Raw genomic sequence first — 17,018 nt, 5'->3', positions numbered from 1 at the left:
TTAGTCGATTACTGCACCTGATTTTTTTGCAACACGAACTTTCTTGCCATCTTCTACTTTATAACCTACACGAGTCGGCTCGCCAGATTTAGGATCGATTAGCATTACGTTCGATACGTGGATTGCAGCTTCTTGGCTAACAATACCACCTTGTGGGTTTAACTGGTTTGGTTTTACGTGTTTTTTAACGATGTTTACACCTTCAACAAGAACACGGTCATTTTTAGGGAAAGCTGCTAATACAACGCCTTCTTTACCTTTGTCTTTACCAGTAATAACTTTTACTTTGTCGCCTTTTTTTACATGCATTATGTGTCGCACCTCCTTGATTGGTACTGTCATGTAAATCATATTTATCTTGGCATTACTACCGAGATCATTTCGAGTTTAATCGAAATTTTTCATTTAATATCTATGGCATCCATCAATTAAAGAACTTCTGGAGCTAGAGAAACGATTTTCATGAAGTTGCTATCACGTAATTCACGTGCAACAGGTCCGAAAATACGAGTTCCGCGTGGTGATTTATCATCTTTGATAATTACACAAGCGTTTTCGTCAAATTTGATATAAGTACCATCTTTACGACGAACACCAGATTTTGTACGAACTACAACAGCCTTAACAACGTCACCTTTTTTGACAACGCCCCCTGGTGTTGCTTTCTTAACTGTACAAACGACGATATCGCCAATGTTTGCAGTCTTACGTCCAGAACCACCAAGTACTTTGATCGTTAATACTTCACGAGCACCTGAGTTGTCAGCAACTTTCATACGACTTTCTTGTTGGATCATTTAGGTTACCTCCCTTCGGAAATTGAAAATCCGAAAATGTTATTAAATAATAACCGCTTTTTCTACGATTTCCACTAAACGGAAACGTTTTGTAGCTGAAAGTGGGCGAGTTTCCATGATACGAACGATATCACCGATTTTCGCTTCGTTTAATTCATCATGAGCTTTGAATTTTTTAGAGTATTTTACACGTTTACCGTATAATTTGTGTTTTTTGTATGTTTCAACTAAAACAGTGATTGTTTTATCCATTTTGTCAGAAACAACACGGCCTGTGTAAACTTTGCGTTGGTTACGCTCAGTCATACTTTACAACCTCCTTTATCAGTTAATTTGCACTGATTTCTCTTTCACGAATCACAGTTTTCATGCGAGCTATCGCTTTACGAACCTCACGGATGCGAGCTGTGTTTTCTAATTGACCAGTCGCCAATTGGAAGCGAAGGTTGAAAAGCTCTTCTTTCAGTGATTTCACTTTTAATTCAATTTCAGAAGTGGCAAGTTCACGGATTTCATTAGCTTTCATTAGATTCACCACCAGTTTCTTGACGTTTAACTACTTTACATTTAACAGGAAGTTTGTGTGATGCTAAACGAAGTGCTTCACGTGCGATCTCTTCAGAAACCCCAGCAACTTCAAACATTACTTTTCCTGGTTTTACTACTGCTACCCAACCTTCTGGAGAACCTTTACCAGAACCCATACGTACCTCTAGAGGCTTTTTCGTGTAAGGTTTATGTGGGAAGATTTTGATCCATACTTTACCGCCACGTTTCATGTAACGTGTCATAGCAATACGTGCTGCTTCGATTTGACGGTTTGTAATCCAACTAGCTGTTTGAGCTTGTAGGCCCCATTCACCAAAAGTTACTTCTTTACCGCCTTTTGCTTCACCACGCATGTTACCACGGTGTTCACGACGATATTTTACGCGTTTTGGTAATAACATAATTATTTGCCTCCTTCCACAGAGTTCTTCTTCGTAGGAAGGACCTCACCACGGTAAATCCATACTTTAACACCTAATTTACCATAAGTTGTGTCAGCTTCTGCGTGAGCATAGTCGATGTCTGCACGAAGAGTATGAAGTGGAACAGTTCCTTCGCTATAGTGTTCAGCACGCGCGATATCAGCGCCACCTAAACGACCAGATACTTGTGTTTTAATTCCTTTTGCACCAGCACGGATTGTGCGTTGGATTGCTTGTTTTTGAGCACGGCGGAATGATACGCGATTCTCAAGTTGACGAGCGATATTTTCTGCTACTAAACGAGCATCAAGATCAGCTTTTTTGATTTCAATAATATTAATGTGTACACGTTTACCAGTTGTATCGCTTAGGTATTTACGTAAGTTTTCTACTTCTTGACCGCCTTTACCAATTACCATACCTGGTTTCGCAGTGTGAATTGTAATGTTAACACGATTTGCAGCGCGTTCGATTTCTACTTTAGAAACAGCAGCTTCTTTTAAAGCAGACTCGATATATTTACGAATTTTGATATCTTCGTGTAATAGAGCAGCATAGTCTTTTTCAGCGTACCATTTTGACTCCCAGTCACGAATAATACCAACTCGTAATCCTATTGGATGTACTTTTTGACCCACGGATTAACCCTCCTTCTTCTCAGATACCACTACAGTAATGTGGCTTGTGCGTTTGTTAATTGCGCTTGCGCGTCCTTGTGCACGTGGACGGAAACGTTTTAATGTTGGACCTTCGTCAACAAAAATTTCAGAAACAACTAAGTTATTTACATCTAATTCATAGTTATGCTCAGCGTTTGCAACTGCAGATTTTAACACTTTTTCAACGACTGGAGACGCCGCTTTTGGAGTATGACGTAAAATTGCAACTGCTTCACCTACTTGCTTACCTCGGATTAAGTCTACTACTAGACGAACTTTACGAGGAGCGATACGCACTGTGCGAGCGATAGCTTTAGCTTGTGTCATTCGAATTTACCTCCTCTCAAAATTAGCGTCTTGTTTTCTTGTCATCCGCACCGTGACCTTTATAAGTACGAGTTGGTGCGAACTCGCCTAGTTTGTGACCTACCATATCTTCCGTTACGTATACAGGAACATGTTTGCGTCCATCATACACCGCGATTGTTAAACCAACGAAGTTTGGGAAGATAGTAGAACGGCGAGACCAAGTTTTAATTACTTGTTTTTTCTCTGAACTCTCTTGTGCTTCGACCTTTTTCATTAAATGATCATCGACAAAAGGTCCTTTTTTCAAGCTGCGACCCATTTAGGAACCTCCCTCCGTGACATCACCACGGTACGACAAGCGAACCGTAGTTTCATCACTTTATTTTTTACGACCACGAATAATTAACTTATTAGTTTTATTCTTTTTCTTACGAGTTTTAAGGCCAAGAGCCGGTTTACCCCAAGGTGTCATTGGAGATTTACGTCCGATTGGAGAACGTCCTTCACCACCACCGTGTGGGTGATCATTAGGGTTCATTACAGATCCACGTACAGTTGGGCGTTTACCTAACCAGCGTGTACGACCTGCTTTACCAATATGAACTAATTCGTGTTGTTCGTTACCAACTTGACCGATTGTTGCACGGCAAGTAGCTAATACTAAACGTACTTCACCAGATTGTAAACGAACGATTACATATTTACCTTCACGACCAAGTACTTGAGCAGATGTACCAGCAGAACGTACTAATTGTCCACCTTTACCTGGTTTAAGTTCGATGTTATGGATTGTAGTACCCATCGGAATGTTTGCAAGTGGTAATGCATTACCTACTTTAATATCAGCTTCTGGACCAGATACGATTGTTTGACCAACTTCTAATCCTTTTGGAGCTAAGATGTAAGCTTTTTCACCATCAGCATAATTGATTAATGCAATGTTAGCTGAGCGGTTTGGATCATATTCGATAGTAGCAACGCGTCCTGGAATGCCGTCTTTCACACGTTTAAAGTCGATAATACGGTATTGACGCTTGTGACCACCACCATTATGACGAACAGTAATTTTACCTTGGTTATTACGACCAGCTTTGCGTTTTTTTGGTGCTAATAAAGACTTTTCAGGCTTATTAGTTGTAATTTCCGCAAAGTCAAGTGCCGTCATGTTACGACGACCATTTGAGGTAGGTTTATACTTTTTAATCGCCATGTGTATTCCCTCCTTCTTAATTCTTCATTTCGGATCTTATATTATCTTCTAATTAGAAGATTTCAATTTCTTTTGAATCAGCAGTTAATTTAACAATCGCTTTACGACGTTTGTTAGTGTAACCACCGAATTTACCAACGCGTTTGTATTTACCTTTGTAGTTCATGATGTTTACTTTCTCAACTTTTACTCCAAAGATTTCTTCAACAGCGTCTTTTACTTCAGTTTTGTTCGCACGAACATCAACTTCGAAAGTATATTTTTTCTCAGCCATAAGCTCAGAAGAACGCTCAGTAATGACCGGACGTTTTAGTACATCACGTGCTTCCATTATCCAAGCACCTCCTCAACTTTTTCTACTGCAGCTTTTGTGAATACAACTTTATCATGACCTAATAGATCAAGAACGTTGATTCCAGAAGCTGTTAAAACAGTTACACCAGGGATGTTACGAGCAGATAATGCTACGTTTTCATCTACTTCAGCAGTAACGAATAATGCTTTTTTAGCAATGTTTAAGTTACCTAAGATTGCTTTGAAGTCTTTAGTTTTTGGTGCATCTAATTGTAATGCATCAAGAACTAGGAAGTTTTGTTCTCCAACTTTAGCTGATAAAGCTGATTTAAGAGCTAAACGGCGAACTTTCTTCGGTAATTTATAGCTGTAGCTTCTTGGAGTTGGTCCGAATACCGTACCACCACCACGCCATTGTGGAGAGCGGATAGATCCTTGACGAGCACGACCAGTTCCTTTTTGACGCCATGGTTTACGTCCACCACCAGCAACTTCTGAGCGGTTCTTTACTTTATGATTACCTTGACGTAGAGAAGCGCGTTGAGCTACTACTGCGTCGAATAATACTGCTTCATTTGGCTCAATTCCGAAGATTGAATCGTTTAATTCGATTTCACCAACTGAAGCACCTGTTTGACTAAGTACAGATACTTTTGTCATTCCTGTTTCCTCCTTTCTTCAAGAAAATTATTTAGTTTTTACAGCTGATTTCACTGTAACTAATGCTTTTTTAGAACCAGGAACATTACCTTTAACTAGTAGTAAGTTACGTTCTGCATCCACTTTAACGATTTCTAAGTTTTGGATTGTAACTACTTCTCCACCAGTTTGACCAGGTAAAGCTTTTTGTTTGAATACGCGGTTCGGAGCTACTGGACCCATTGAACCAGGACGACGGTGGTAACGAGAACCGTGAGCCATTGGTCCACGAGATTGTCCATGACGTTTAATTACACCTTGGAAACCTTTACCTTTAGTTACACCTGTTACATCAACGATATCGCCCGCAGCGAAAATTTCTACTTTGACTTCTTGACCAACTTCGTATTCTGCAACGTTTACGTTACGGAATTCACGAATGAAGCGCTTAGGAGCAGTATTCGCTTTTGCTACATGACCTTGTTCTGGTTTGTTTGAAAGCTTAACACGCTTATCTTCGAAACCAACTTGGATTGCTTCGTAGCCATCAGTTTCAACAGTTTTCTTTTGAAGAACAACGTTAGGACTAGCTTCGATTACTGTTACAGGAATTAAATCTCCGTTTTCAGCGAACACTTGAGTCATACCGATTTTTCTACCTAAGATTCCTTTAGTCATTTGTCACACCTCCTGTAATATTTGAAAAAATTCTATTTGTTTTTACCATTAAAGTTTGATTTCAATATCAACGCCAGATGGTAAGTCAAGTTTCATTAACGCGTCAACAGTTTGTGGTGTTGGGTTAATGATGTCGATCAAACGTTTATGCGTACGCATTTCGAATTGTTCACGAGAATCTTTGTACTTGTGAACCGCACGAAGAATTGTGTACACAGACTTCTCAGTTGGTAACGGGATCGGACCTGATACACTTGCACCTGAACGTTTAGCAGTTTCCACAATTTTCTCAGCAGATTGATCTAACACTCGGTGATCATACGCTTTTAAACGAATACGAATCTTTTGTTTTGCCATTATTTTCCCTCCTTTTTCGCCTATTTTCTAGACATTCTCCACGGAAATTTCCCACACACTCGCCATGGCAAAGCGGCCGGGTGTGTCGGCAACCTCCCGCTTCATCGCAGTCAAAGACCAACATTCAACATTATATACAATAAAAAAAGAATAAGCAAGGATTTTTGCTAAATTCTTTATTTTTAATAACTTTTAATATTAATGTTGAAGATTATTATCTTTGGAGTCTTTATTCAAATCATAATCGTTTTGACGTCTCTCAGTATATTAGATATACCTCGGATAATCAATGGTTTTCCCTATATTTTCAATTGGTAATTTGAGGCGTGTGAGTAATAACAAATAAAAAAAATAGCTTCTAGTTAGTAATTAACTAGAAAGCTACTCTTAATATTACAGCATAAATGTAATTGCAATCCAACCGAAAACTACTAGTGGGATGTTGTAAAAAATAAATGTTGGTACGCATGTGTCCCATACATGATTATGTTGTCCATCCGCATTTAGTCCGGCAGTTGGACCTAACGTTGAGTCAGAAGCTGGTGATCCAGCATCTCCCAGCGCTCCTGCTGTTCCTATTAATGAAATAATCGCTAATGTACTTAACCCCAACTCAAGAGATAATGGAACAAATATAGCTGCAATAATAGGGATTGTTGCAAATGAAGACCCAATTCCCATAGTTACAACTAATCCAATGATAAGCATTAATAAAACTGCTAAACTTACATTTCCATCTAGAATCGCTAGAGTATCTTTAACTAATAATTCCACATGCCCTGTTGTATTAATCACTGAAGAAAAACCATTTGCTGCGATCATGACAAATCCTATAAATGCCATCATCCTTAGACCATCTGATAGGATTACATCTGCGGCACTCCATTTAAGTGCTCCTGTGATATAAAGTACTAATATCCCCACAAGTGCAGCCATAATCATTGAATCAGTATTAATTTGAACAACAACTGCTATAACTAATGCGAGAATTGTAAAAATGATATTTCTAGTTTTAATCGTAACTTCGATTTGTTCTTTTTGTAATTCAACTTCATTATACTTTCTTGGTTTTCGATAGAAGAAGAATGCGCATACTAGGCCAAATACCATCCCTAACGCTGGCATTGCCATTGCTTTAGGAATATCCGCAAAATTAATCTGCAAACCTGCTAGTCCAATCTGAGTCGCTATAATTTCTTGATAAATAAACCCAAACCCGTACGGTAAGAACATATATGGAGTAATCAATCCAAAAGCTAATATACATGCTATTAATCGGCGATCGACTTTTAACATATTTAATATCTTTAGTATTGGTGGTACTAATAATGGAATAAATGCGATATGAATCGGAATAAGGTTTTGAGAGAAAATCGCCATCATTAATAAAAGTAAGAAAATAAGGACCTTAACTAAACCTTGTTTTTCTGTTTTACCATTTTGATTGACGATATTTAAAATTTTATTAATTAGTAATTCAGTAATTCCTGTCTTAGATATAGCTACAGCAAAGCCACCTAATAAACCATAGCTTAAAGCTACTTGAGCTCCCCCGCCTAATCCATTTTGAAACGCATCAATTGTTTCGGTTAATGTCATTCCACCTGACAAACCGCCAATAACCGCCCCTAATACTAAGGACAGAACTACATTTACTCGTAGTAAGCTTAATACTAACATACTAATAACGGCAATTATTACTGCATTCATGATGTACCTCATACTTTCGTCTGCTAAATTAGTAACGTGTTAAAGTATAAGTTCTTATACTATAAAAGTCAACGATATAAAAAGTCGTTATAATTTTCCCTTATTTCGAAAAATTATAACGACTTTCTTCTATTATAAAGAACCTTTTACAACCTTCTTATAATACTGTATAGAAAGTATTGCAAATACTGCGTACATTAAGATGTATAAACTCATAATGATCAATAATGGCGCTTCAAATTCAGAGCCAAATAAAAACCATCCAGATTTCACAGCAAAGAAACTATGCAATAATCCAATAATTAAAGGTACACCAAAACTAAATAGCTGTTTAGCATAAATCCCTTTCATAATATCCGATGTGGAATATCCTATTTTTCTTAAAGTCGTATATGATTCTTTCTCATCTTCTGCTTCTGCCATTTGCTTGAAGTATAGGATACTACCTGTTGTAAGTAAAAACGCTAAACCTAAGAAAGCTGATACAAAAATTGTCATCCCAAATGATACAATATTTTGTTTACGTAGTTCTTCGTACGAACTTGGTGTATGTGTAAATGGATAACCCTCTTTATACTCGAGTTCAATTCCTCTTTCATCGGCTAAACTTTTATAAATTACTTCAGCTTTTTCCATATCCCCTTTTTCAATTAGATTAATCCCTGTATGAGTATTTAGAACCCCATTTGAACTTATTTGTTCAAACATTTCATCTGTCACTACTAATACTGGACTTCCGAAGTTTGCAGCACTATATAATATGAAATCTTCACGAACATCTGTTATGAATAAAGGTATTTCTTGATCACCTGATTTAACAACTATATCCTTTTCCTTATTCAACGGCATAACTTCAGATAATACATTTTCATAACTTGTTATGAAAGCTTCCCCTTCATTAATGGACACGTTAGGAACTATTTTATGAAAATCACTTATGGAAATAACAGCTGTTGGAGCTTCTTCACTAAAAAATGGACTATCTTTTAATTTTTCACTGACTAAATTTTTTAAATTAAGTTGTACTTCAGAGACTTGATACGTTTCCTTTTTATATTCAATACCTTCTTCAGTTAATTGCTCAAGAAATTCAATACCTTGATTGTTAATAATAAAATAATCATAAGGAGATGACTGCCTTGCATTCGTTTCCGAGGAATAATATGAAATATAAGATAGACTTGCTATTCCGATCGCTAATGCAGTTAACGTCGTAATTAATGTTAACGATTTAGCGCTTGATTTCATACGGTGCATAATCGGTGTCACTGCTAGTACATCAACAACATTTAAATGACCTTTCTTTTTCGCTCTTATAAGATTCATAATAAAGGCGACTGAGAAACGGAAAAACAGAAATGTACCTAATATTGTGTACACTAGAATAAGTAACATAGTTATAAATAAGTTATTAGCAGCAGATTGATCTTTAATACTAAACAACTGTGTTGACTGATAATAACCATAAGTCACAAGGGCAATTCCAGCTAACCCCAAGATCATTTTGAATAAACTAAATTGTTTAATGCGTTCATCTGCTTTCTTTGAAGCATTAAATAATGATAGTAGAGAAACTCTATTGATCATCCAAACCATTTGAATTAAGATAACGGCCAATAAAATTGCAAAAATAATAACTGATTGTGTTAATGCTTCAAATGAAAATGTCAGCTCTACAATTGCTTCAAGTTCAACTATTCGCAGTAATATCATTGCAAAAATTCTTGAACTTAAAAACCCAACAATCATTCCAACACCGACTGCTATTACGAACAAAATAACATTTTCTAGAGCAATTAAACGAACTACTAACCCTTTCGTCATACCAATCAATTGATATAACCCAATTTCTTTACTTCTTCTCTTCATAAAAAGGTGATTCGCATATAAGACAAAAAATGTCACAATAAAGTAAAGAACATAAGTAACTGCTTCAAATCCAGCAGTTGCAGTTCCGCTTTTTTCTAAAGTCTCAACTACAGATGGATTTGTATAAAGGGTTGTAAATGAGAAGCATAACGTAACACTAAATATAAGAGCGAAGAAATATAAATAATAATGTTTTACATTCTTTCGCATACTTCTTAGAACAAGTTTACCTAGCGTCATAGCCATCACCACCAAGTACACTCTGGGTATTTAATATTTGTTGGAAAAATTGATTTCGTGTTTTGTCACCACGATATAATTCTGTATAGATTTGGCCGTCCTTTAAAAATAACACTCTAGAACAGAAACTAGCTGCTACAGAATCATGAGTTACCATCATGATCGTTACGGATTTTTGCTGGTTAATATTTTCCAAATTCGTAAGTAATGCCGAAGCAGATTTAGAATCTAATGCCCCAGTTGGTTCATCTGCAAACACTAACGTTGGATTTGCTATTAATGCACGTGCTGCTGATGTTCTTTGTTTTTGACCACCCGATATTTCATTTGGATATTTATTTAATATATCTGAAATACCTAATAACCCAACTATTTCTTTCAAACGATTTTCAGCTGAAACTTTTGGAATCTTACTAATCGATAACGGCAATAAGATGTTTTCTTTTACCGTTAATGTATCGAGTAGATTGTAATCCTGAAAGATGAAACCAAGTTGTTCTCGTCTAAAATTAGCTAACGCTTTTTCTTTCATCCCTCTTAAATTTTGCCCATTGATTTCAACAATTCCTTCAGTTGGAAAATCGATTGAGCACAGTACGTTTAGCAACGTTGTTTTCCCAGATCCAGAAGGTCCCATAATTCCAACGAATTCTCCTTCTTTCACTTCTAAATCTATCCCTTTTAACACTTCTTGTGCATTTGATTTCTTTCCATATGTTTTGCGTATTTTTCTTCCTATTAATACCGACATAAATACACTCCTCACGTTTTTGCTAATTTTATTTTAGACTTATTCATCTCGTTCTTCCTTCGATTTAGATGACAAAATAAAACGGTAGGTGACAATTTTGTCATCTACCAACAATTTCGTGATATTCATTTTTGTTTGGAAACTGGAGTGTGACAATTGTGCCTTCCTTTTCTATAGAACGGACTAAAATCTTAATACCTAATTTCTCCGCCGCATTTTCAGCTAAATACAATCCCATACCAGTCGATTGAAAAGATTCTCTACCTACTGTACCTGTAAAAGATTTTTGGAAAATTCGAGGCAAATCTTCTTTAGGGATCCCAACCCCCTTATCTTTAACATGTAATAAGATATGATCATTTACGTCTCTTTTGGTAAAAATCTCAACTTCTGTATGTTCGTAACTATACTTAATAGCGTTAGATAAAATTTGCCTAATAATAAAGGATAACCATTTGCTGTCTGTAACTACTTCACAATCAAGCCCCTCAATTTGAAATCCAATTCCCTTTTCCATACACCAAGATTGAAATTCTCTGATCTCTTTATGAACAATGGATTTTAAGATTACCGTTTCATACATATTATCCTTTTCAATTGTTGCAAGTCTTGTATTATGTAGTTGTTGGTCAAGCAAGTAATTAATCCTTGCCCATTCCTTCTCCAATTTTTGACGCATCTTATAATCATCAATTTGTTCAATCATTAGTTTAAGAGCAGTAAGAGGTGTTTTCATTTCATGAACCCAAGCAAGAACATCTTCAGAATCCTCTTGAGACTTTACTTTAATCTTATTGATTAATGAATCCCTTTGATTCAATAATTGTATAATTCTTTCAAGATAAAAGATTTGGTAAGGAGACAAATTATCTAACTTCAATTCATGATAATTATTATTCTCAGATATATTTCCTAGGAAATTTTTAATTTGATTTTTCTCTTTAAAATACATCCAAATAAGGAAACAGACAAACAAACCAATAACAATAAGATTAAAGTATCCAACGGAAATTCCAGAAAATCCATTATCCAAATAAAATAATAGGTTTATAAATAAAATGATGATAATAAAAATAATAATCCAAGGAAGGCGTTCTTTTATATATAAGGTAATCATTTGTCACCTCTTTTTGTTATAGCCATATACCCTAGACCCTTCTTTGTAATAATAACATCCTTAAGTCCAATATCCTCTAGTTTGGATCGTAATCGGTTCACATTAACAGATAATGTATTATCATTTACGAATCGTTCATCATCCCATAATTTCCTCATTAAATCATCACGAGAAACAATCTGATCTACATGTTGCAGAAGTATACGCAATATAAATAACTCATTTTTAGTTAATTCAATAGATTGATGATCAAAACTAATGAGTCCCTTAGCATAATCTATGATAGCGTTATTCCATCGGCCGATTTCTGTCTGTTCATCAGAATAATCGTATGTACGACGTAATAAGGCTTGTACTTTTGCCAATAAGACTTCCATATGAAATGGCTTTTGTACAAAATCATCTGCTCCCATTTGCATGGCCATTACCATATCCATCGGATGATCTCGAGATGATAAGAAGATGATTGGAACTTTTGAAATGGTACGTATTTCACGACACCAATGGAATCCATCGAATGCCGGTAATTGAATATCAATAATTACTAGATGTGGTTTCTCCTCAATAAAAGAATCCATCACGTTCTGAAAACTATTTGGTCTTACTACATGCAACGTCCATTGTAGAAATCGTTCCTGTATCGTTTCAAAAATGGACTGATCATCTTCAATAAGTAAAATTTTTTCTTCCATTAATTATCACCTCTTATCAATCATATTGTAACATAAATTGCCAAATACACTGTGAAACACATGGACAGTTGGGATACAAAAAACAAAAAAACTCCAACTCTAAGGCGTCCCCTAGAGTTGGAGTTGATAAGCATTATAGGCTTATTAATTATTTTTGGATAGAAGCAACTACACCAGCGCCTACAGTACGTCCACCCTCACGGATAGAGAATTTAGTACCTTCTTCAAGAGCGATTGGAGAGATTAATTCTACGTTCATTTCGATGTTGTCACCAGGCATAACCATTTCTACGCCTTCTGGTAAGTTGATAACACCTGTTACGTCAGTTGTACGGAAGTAGAACTGAGGACGGTAGTTAGAGAAGAATGGAGTATGACGTCCACCTTCTTCTTTTGATAATACGTAAACTTCTGCTTTGAAAGTAGTGTGTGGAGTGATTGAGCCTGGTTTAGCTAATACTTGTCCACGTTGGATATCTTCACGAGCAACCCCACGAAGAAGAGCACCAATGTTGTCACCAGCTTCAGCATAGTCTAATAATTTTCGGAACATTTCTACACCAGTTACAGTTGTAGATTTAGCTTCTTCAGCAAGACCGATGATTTCTACTACGTCACCAACTTTAACTTGACCGCGTTCTACACGACCAGTAGCAACTGTACCACGACCAGTGATAGAGAATACGTCCTCTACTGGCATCATGAATGGTTTGTCAGTTTGACGTTCTGGAGTTGGGATATAGCTATCAACAGCGTCCATTAATTCAACGATTTTTTCTTCCCATTCTGGTTCACCTTCAAGAGCTTTAAGAGCAGAACCTTTAATTACAGGAATTTCGTCTCCAGGGAAGTTGTACTCAGAAAGAAGGTCACGTACTTCCATTTCAACTAATTCTAATAATTCTTCGTCGTCTACCATATCACATTTGTTTAAGAATACTACTAAGTAAGGAACACCTACTTGACGAGAAAGTAAGATGTGCTCACGAGTTTGAGGCATTGGGCCGTCAGCAGCAGATACTACTAAGATACCGCCGTCCATTTGAGCAGCACCAGTGATCATGTTTTTAACATAGTCAGCGTGTCCTGGGCAGTCAACGTGTGCATAGTGACGAGTAGCTGTTTCATATTCTACGTGAGAAGTATTGATTGTGATTCCACGCTCTTTTTCTTCTGGAGCGTTGTCGATATCAGCGTAAGATTTAGCTGTACCACCCATTTTTTTAGCAAGAACTGTAGCGATAGCAGCAGTTAATGTAGTTTTACCATGGTCAACGTGTCCGATTGTACCAATGTTAGCATGCGTTTTCGAACGGTCAAATTTTTCTTTAGCCATTAGAGATAGCCTCCTATAATCTGTTTTATTATTTTTTTATGTTATAACCGTTTGGCAAGAAAATATTTCCTTACCAAACAATCATAGCTTACAAATTATTTATACTTGATACAAGGTGAAATTTCAAATAATAATTATTCACCTTTATTTTTTTTGATGATTTCTTCAGAAATTGATTTTGGTACTTCTTCATAGTGATCGAATACCATTGAGAATACACCACGACCTTGTGTTGCAGAACGTAAAGTTGTAGCATAACCAAACATTTCTGAAAGTGGAACCATTGCACGAACAACTTGTGCGTTACCACGAGCTTCCATACCTTCTACACGTCCACGGCGAGAAGTGATGTTACCCATAATATCACCAAGGTATTCTTCAGGAATAACTACTTCAACTTTCATAACTGGCTCTAAAAGAACTGGGTTACATTTAGATGCAGCAGCTTTAAGTGCCATAGAAGCAGCAATTTTAAATGCCATTTCGTTCGAGTCTACATCATGGTAAGAACCATCATATAGTTTCGCTTTAATATCGATTAATGGGTAACCAGCAATTACACCGCGTTCAAGAGCGTCACGTAGACCTGCTTCAACTGCAGGAATGTATTCACGAGGAACAACCCCACCAACGATAGCGTTTTCGAACTCAAATCCTTTACCTTCTTCGTTTGGAGAGAATTCAATCCAAACGTCACCATATTGTCCACGTCCACCAGATTGGCGAGTGAATTTACCTTGAACGGCTGCAGAGCTACGGAAAGTTTCACGGTAAGAAACTTGTGGAGCACCTACGTTACATTCAACTTTAAATTCACGTTTCATACGATCAACTAAGATATCAAGGTGAAGCTCACCCATACCTGAAATGATTGTTTGTCCAGTTTCTGGGTCAGTATGTGCACGGAAAGTTGGATCTTCTTCTTGAAGTTTTTGTAAAGCTTGACCCATTTTATCTTGGTCAGCTTTTGATTTTGGTTCAACAGATAAAGAGATAACTGGTTCTGGGAATTCCATAGACTCTAAAATAACGTGGTGTTTCTCGTCACATAGAGTGTCTCCAGTTGTAGTATCTTTAAGACCAACAGCAGCAGCAATATCCCCAGCGAATACTTTAGAAATTTCTTCACGAGAGTTTGCGTGCATTTGAAGGATACGACCTACACGTTCACGTTTACCTTTTGTTGAGTTTTGTACGTATGAACCTGATTCTAATACACCAGAGTACACACGGAAGAATGTTAACTTACCAACATAAGGGTCAGTCATTACTTTGAAAGCAAGTGCAGCAAATGGTTCATCATCGCTTGCGTGTTTTTCAACTTCTTCGCCATTATCGTTAATACCTTTAATAGCTTCAACATCAGTTGGAGCTGGTAAGTAGTCAATTACTGCATCAAGCATTAATTGAACACCTTTGTTTTTGAATGCAGTACCACAGATTACTGGATAGAATTGAACTGATAGAGTTGCTTTACGGATACCCGCTTTAAGTTCTTCTTTAGTGATTTCTTCACCAGCGAAGTATTTCTCCATTAATTCTTCATCAAGTTCTGCTACTGCTTCTATTAATTTTTCACGGTATTCTTCAGCTTGTGCTTTATATTCTTCTGGAATTTCACGAACTTCGATATCAGTACCAAGGTCGTTACCATAGAAGACAGCATTCATTTCAACTAAATCGATAATTGCTTCGAATTGATCTTCAGCACCGATTGGTAATTGAATTGGATGAGCATTAGCTTGTAAACGGTCATGTAAAGTTCTTACAGAATATAAGAAATCAGCACCGATTTTATCCATTTTGTTTACGAATACGATACGTGGTACTCCGTAAGTTGTAGCTTGACGCCATACAGTTTCAGTTTGTGGCTCAACACCTGATTGAGCATCAAGAACTGTTACTGCACCATCAAGTACACGTAGAGAACGTTCTACTTCAACTGTGAAGTCTACGTGTCCTGGTGTATCAATGATGTTAACACGGTGGCCTTTCCATTGAGCTGTTGTAGCAGCAGAAGTGATTGTAATACCACGTTCTTGTTCTTGCTCCATCCAGTCCATTTGAGAGGCACCTTCGTGAGTTTCGCCGATTTTATGGATCTTACCTGTGTAATAAAGGATACGCTCAGTTGTTGTTGTTTTACCAGCATCAATGTGAGCCATAATTCCGATATTACGTGTATTCTCAAGTGAGAATTCGCGTTTCATAGGAAATTTTCTCCTTCCAAATTGGTTCAGACTATATGGTAAATATGCCTAAGCATATTTTATCCAATATTTCAAAAGAATGATTACTCGAGTTGCATTCTTTACGAAATCTTTGAATATCGCTTAGGCTGTTAACATCATTTTGAAAACAAAACAATGTTAAACTAGTACTAGCACGAAGCTAGTACATAGTCTAAATTACCAGCGGTAATGTGCGAATGCTTTGTTTGCTTCTGCCATTTTGTGCATATCTTCACGTTTCTTAACTGAAGCACCTGTGTTGTTAGAAGCATCAAGAATTTCATTAGCTAAACGCTCTTCCATTGTTTTTTCTCCACGTAGACGAGCGTAGTTAACTAAGTAACGAAGACCTAAAGTAATACGACGTTCTGGGCGTACTTCAACTGGTACTTGGTAGTTAGAACCACCCACACGACGAGCACGTACTTCAAGAACTGGCATAATGTTGTTTAATGCTGCTTCAAATACTTCTAATGGCTCTTGACCAGAACGTTCTTTTATTAGTTGGAACGCACCGTATAAGATTTTTTCAGAAGTACCTCTTTTACCGTCAATCATCATTTTATTGATTAAACGAGTTACTAGTTTTGAATTGTAAATTGGATCTGGTAACACGTCACGTTTGGAAACAGGACCTTTACGAGGCATGTGTTTTCCTCCTTTCGACTATTTATCTATATGAAAGCTAGATTATTTTTTTTCTTTTGGACGTTTTGTACCGTATAAAGAACGTGATTGTTTACGGTTGTTAACACCAGCAGTATCAAGAGCACCACGTACGATATGGTAACGTACCCCTGGTAAGTCTTTTACTCGTCCACCGCGGATTAATACTACGCTGTGTTCTTGTAAGTTGTGACCTTCACCAGGAATGTAAGCTGTAACTTCGATTTGGTTTGTTAAACGTACACGAGCATATTTACGTAATGCTGAGTTTGGTTTTTTAGGTGTCATTGTACCCACACGTGTACAAACTCCACGTTTTTGAGGTGATTTAACATTTGTTAAAGATTTTTTGAAGCTGTTATATCCTCTATTTAACGCAGGTGAATTTGATTTCGTGATTTTTGATTTACGAGGCTTACGTACCAATTGGTTAATTGTAGGCATCGGTTTTTCCTCCCTTCATTCTTTCATGTAATTCCACATATCCAGGTG

General features: G+C 36.8%; 22 protein-coding genes. All 22 read right to left on the bottom strand.

The window, feature by feature from the left end:
• The 22 genes from rplX to rpsL all read right to left on the bottom strand — a co-directional run bounded on the left by rplX (window position 1) and on the right by rpsL (window position 16,970).
• A complete protein-coding gene (rplX, locus tag ACOQFO_RS13415; protein WP_421690172.1) occupies window positions 1-309 on the bottom strand; it encodes a 50S ribosomal protein L24 in 309 nt (102 codons plus the stop codon).
• A gap of 119 nt (window positions 310-428) precedes the next feature.
• A complete protein-coding gene (rplN, locus tag ACOQFO_RS13410) occupies window positions 429-797 on the bottom strand; it encodes a 50S ribosomal protein L14 (RefSeq protein ID WP_097149259.1) in 369 nt (122 codons plus the stop codon).
• 42 nt (window positions 798-839) lie between these two features.
• On the bottom strand, window positions 840-1,103 hold the full coding sequence (gene rpsQ / locus ACOQFO_RS13405; protein WP_421690171.1) for a 30S ribosomal protein S17: 264 nt from the start codon (window positions 1,101-1,103) through the stop codon (window positions 840-842).
• Between the two features lie 22 nt (window positions 1,104-1,125).
• Window positions 1,126-1,323 (bottom strand): 50S ribosomal protein L29, encoded by a 198-nt coding sequence (gene rpmC, locus ACOQFO_RS13400; protein WP_421690170.1) that lies wholly within the window; start codon window positions 1,321-1,323, stop codon window positions 1,126-1,128.
• Entirely contained in the window at window positions 1,313-1,747 is a 435-nt protein-coding gene (gene rplP, locus ACOQFO_RS13395; protein WP_036183126.1) for a 50S ribosomal protein L16, read from the bottom strand. Before rplP ends, rpmC begins: the two co-directional genes overlap by 11 nt.
• Before the next feature lie 2 nt (window positions 1,748-1,749).
• Window positions 1,750-2,406: a 30S ribosomal protein S3 gene (gene rpsC / locus ACOQFO_RS13390; RefSeq protein ID WP_421690169.1), complete on the bottom strand. Its 657-nt coding sequence runs from the start codon at window positions 2,404-2,406 to the stop codon at window positions 1,750-1,752.
• A 3-nt stretch (window positions 2,407-2,409) separates the two neighbouring features.
• Entirely contained in the window at window positions 2,410-2,754 is a 345-nt protein-coding gene (rplV, locus tag ACOQFO_RS13385; protein WP_036183146.1) for a 50S ribosomal protein L22, read from the bottom strand.
• A 22-nt stretch (window positions 2,755-2,776) separates the two neighbouring features.
• Complete coding sequence (gene rpsS / locus ACOQFO_RS13380) at window positions 2,777-3,055, bottom strand: 30S ribosomal protein S19 (protein WP_036172443.1); 279 nt, start codon at window positions 3,053-3,055, stop codon at window positions 2,777-2,779.
• 60 nt (window positions 3,056-3,115) lie between these two features.
• A complete protein-coding gene (gene rplB, locus ACOQFO_RS13375; protein ID WP_421690168.1) occupies window positions 3,116-3,946 on the bottom strand; it encodes a 50S ribosomal protein L2 in 831 nt (276 codons plus the stop codon).
• A gap of 52 nt (window positions 3,947-3,998) precedes the next feature.
• Window positions 3,999-4,277, bottom strand: a complete 279-nt coding sequence (rplW, locus tag ACOQFO_RS13370) for a 50S ribosomal protein L23 (RefSeq protein ID WP_421690167.1) — start codon at window positions 4,275-4,277, stop codon at window positions 3,999-4,001.
• On the bottom strand, window positions 4,277-4,900 hold the full coding sequence (rplD, locus tag ACOQFO_RS13365) for a 50S ribosomal protein L4 (RefSeq protein ID WP_421690166.1): 624 nt from the start codon (window positions 4,898-4,900) through the stop codon (window positions 4,277-4,279). Before rplD ends, rplW begins: the two co-directional genes overlap by 1 nt.
• 27 nt (window positions 4,901-4,927) lie before the next feature.
• Complete coding sequence (rplC, locus tag ACOQFO_RS13360; protein ID WP_421690165.1) at window positions 4,928-5,557, bottom strand: 50S ribosomal protein L3; 630 nt, start codon at window positions 5,555-5,557, stop codon at window positions 4,928-4,930.
• 48 nt (window positions 5,558-5,605) lie between these two features.
• Window positions 5,606-5,914: a 30S ribosomal protein S10 gene (gene rpsJ / locus ACOQFO_RS13355; RefSeq protein ID WP_036172433.1), complete on the bottom strand. Its 309-nt coding sequence runs from the start codon at window positions 5,912-5,914 to the stop codon at window positions 5,606-5,608.
• Window positions 5,915-6,307: 393 nt separating this feature from the next.
• Window positions 6,308-7,624, bottom strand: a complete 1,317-nt coding sequence (locus ACOQFO_RS13350; RefSeq protein ID WP_421690164.1) for a Na+/H+ antiporter family protein — start codon at window positions 7,622-7,624, stop codon at window positions 6,308-6,310.
• Window positions 7,625-7,756: 132 nt separating this feature from the next.
• Entirely contained in the window at window positions 7,757-9,733 is a 1,977-nt protein-coding gene (locus ACOQFO_RS13345) for an FtsX-like permease family protein (protein ID WP_421690163.1), read from the bottom strand.
• A complete protein-coding gene (locus ACOQFO_RS13340; protein WP_421690162.1) occupies window positions 9,720-10,484 on the bottom strand; it encodes an ABC transporter ATP-binding protein in 765 nt (254 codons plus the stop codon). Before ACOQFO_RS13340 ends, ACOQFO_RS13345 begins: the two co-directional genes overlap by 14 nt.
• 100 nt (window positions 10,485-10,584) lie before the next feature.
• Complete coding sequence (locus tag ACOQFO_RS13335) at window positions 10,585-11,601, bottom strand: sensor histidine kinase (RefSeq protein ID WP_421690161.1); 1,017 nt, start codon at window positions 11,599-11,601, stop codon at window positions 10,585-10,587.
• Window positions 11,598-12,293: a response regulator gene (locus tag ACOQFO_RS13330; RefSeq protein ID WP_421690160.1), complete on the bottom strand. Its 696-nt coding sequence runs from the start codon at window positions 12,291-12,293 to the stop codon at window positions 11,598-11,600. The genes ACOQFO_RS13335 and ACOQFO_RS13330 overlap by 4 nt, the downstream gene beginning before the upstream one ends.
• Window positions 12,294-12,441: 148 nt before the next feature.
• Window positions 12,442-13,629, bottom strand: a complete 1,188-nt coding sequence (gene tuf / locus ACOQFO_RS13325; RefSeq protein WP_421690159.1) for an elongation factor Tu — start codon at window positions 13,627-13,629, stop codon at window positions 12,442-12,444.
• A gap of 134 nt (window positions 13,630-13,763) precedes the next feature.
• Entirely contained in the window at window positions 13,764-15,839 is a 2,076-nt protein-coding gene (gene fusA, locus ACOQFO_RS13320) for an elongation factor G (RefSeq protein ID WP_421690158.1), read from the bottom strand.
• A gap of 198 nt (window positions 15,840-16,037) precedes the next feature.
• Window positions 16,038-16,508 carry a 30S ribosomal protein S7 gene (gene rpsG / locus ACOQFO_RS13315; RefSeq protein ID WP_421690157.1) on the bottom strand — a complete coding sequence of 157 codons (471 nt, stop codon included), beginning with the start codon at window positions 16,506-16,508 and terminating at the stop codon, window positions 16,038-16,040.
• Window positions 16,509-16,550: 42 nt separating this feature from the next.
• A complete protein-coding gene (gene rpsL, locus ACOQFO_RS13310) occupies window positions 16,551-16,970 on the bottom strand; it encodes a 30S ribosomal protein S12 (RefSeq protein WP_421690156.1) in 420 nt (139 codons plus the stop codon).
• Window positions 16,971-17,018 lie beyond the last annotated feature (48 nt).

This window comes from Ureibacillus sp. MALMAid1270, assembly GCF_049202975.1.
Lineage (GTDB): Bacteria > Bacillota > Bacilli > Bacillales_A > Planococcaceae > Ureibacillus.
The sequence above is the reverse complement of the archived record's forward strand: the minus strand, read 5'-3'. Positions and strand labels throughout refer to the sequence as shown.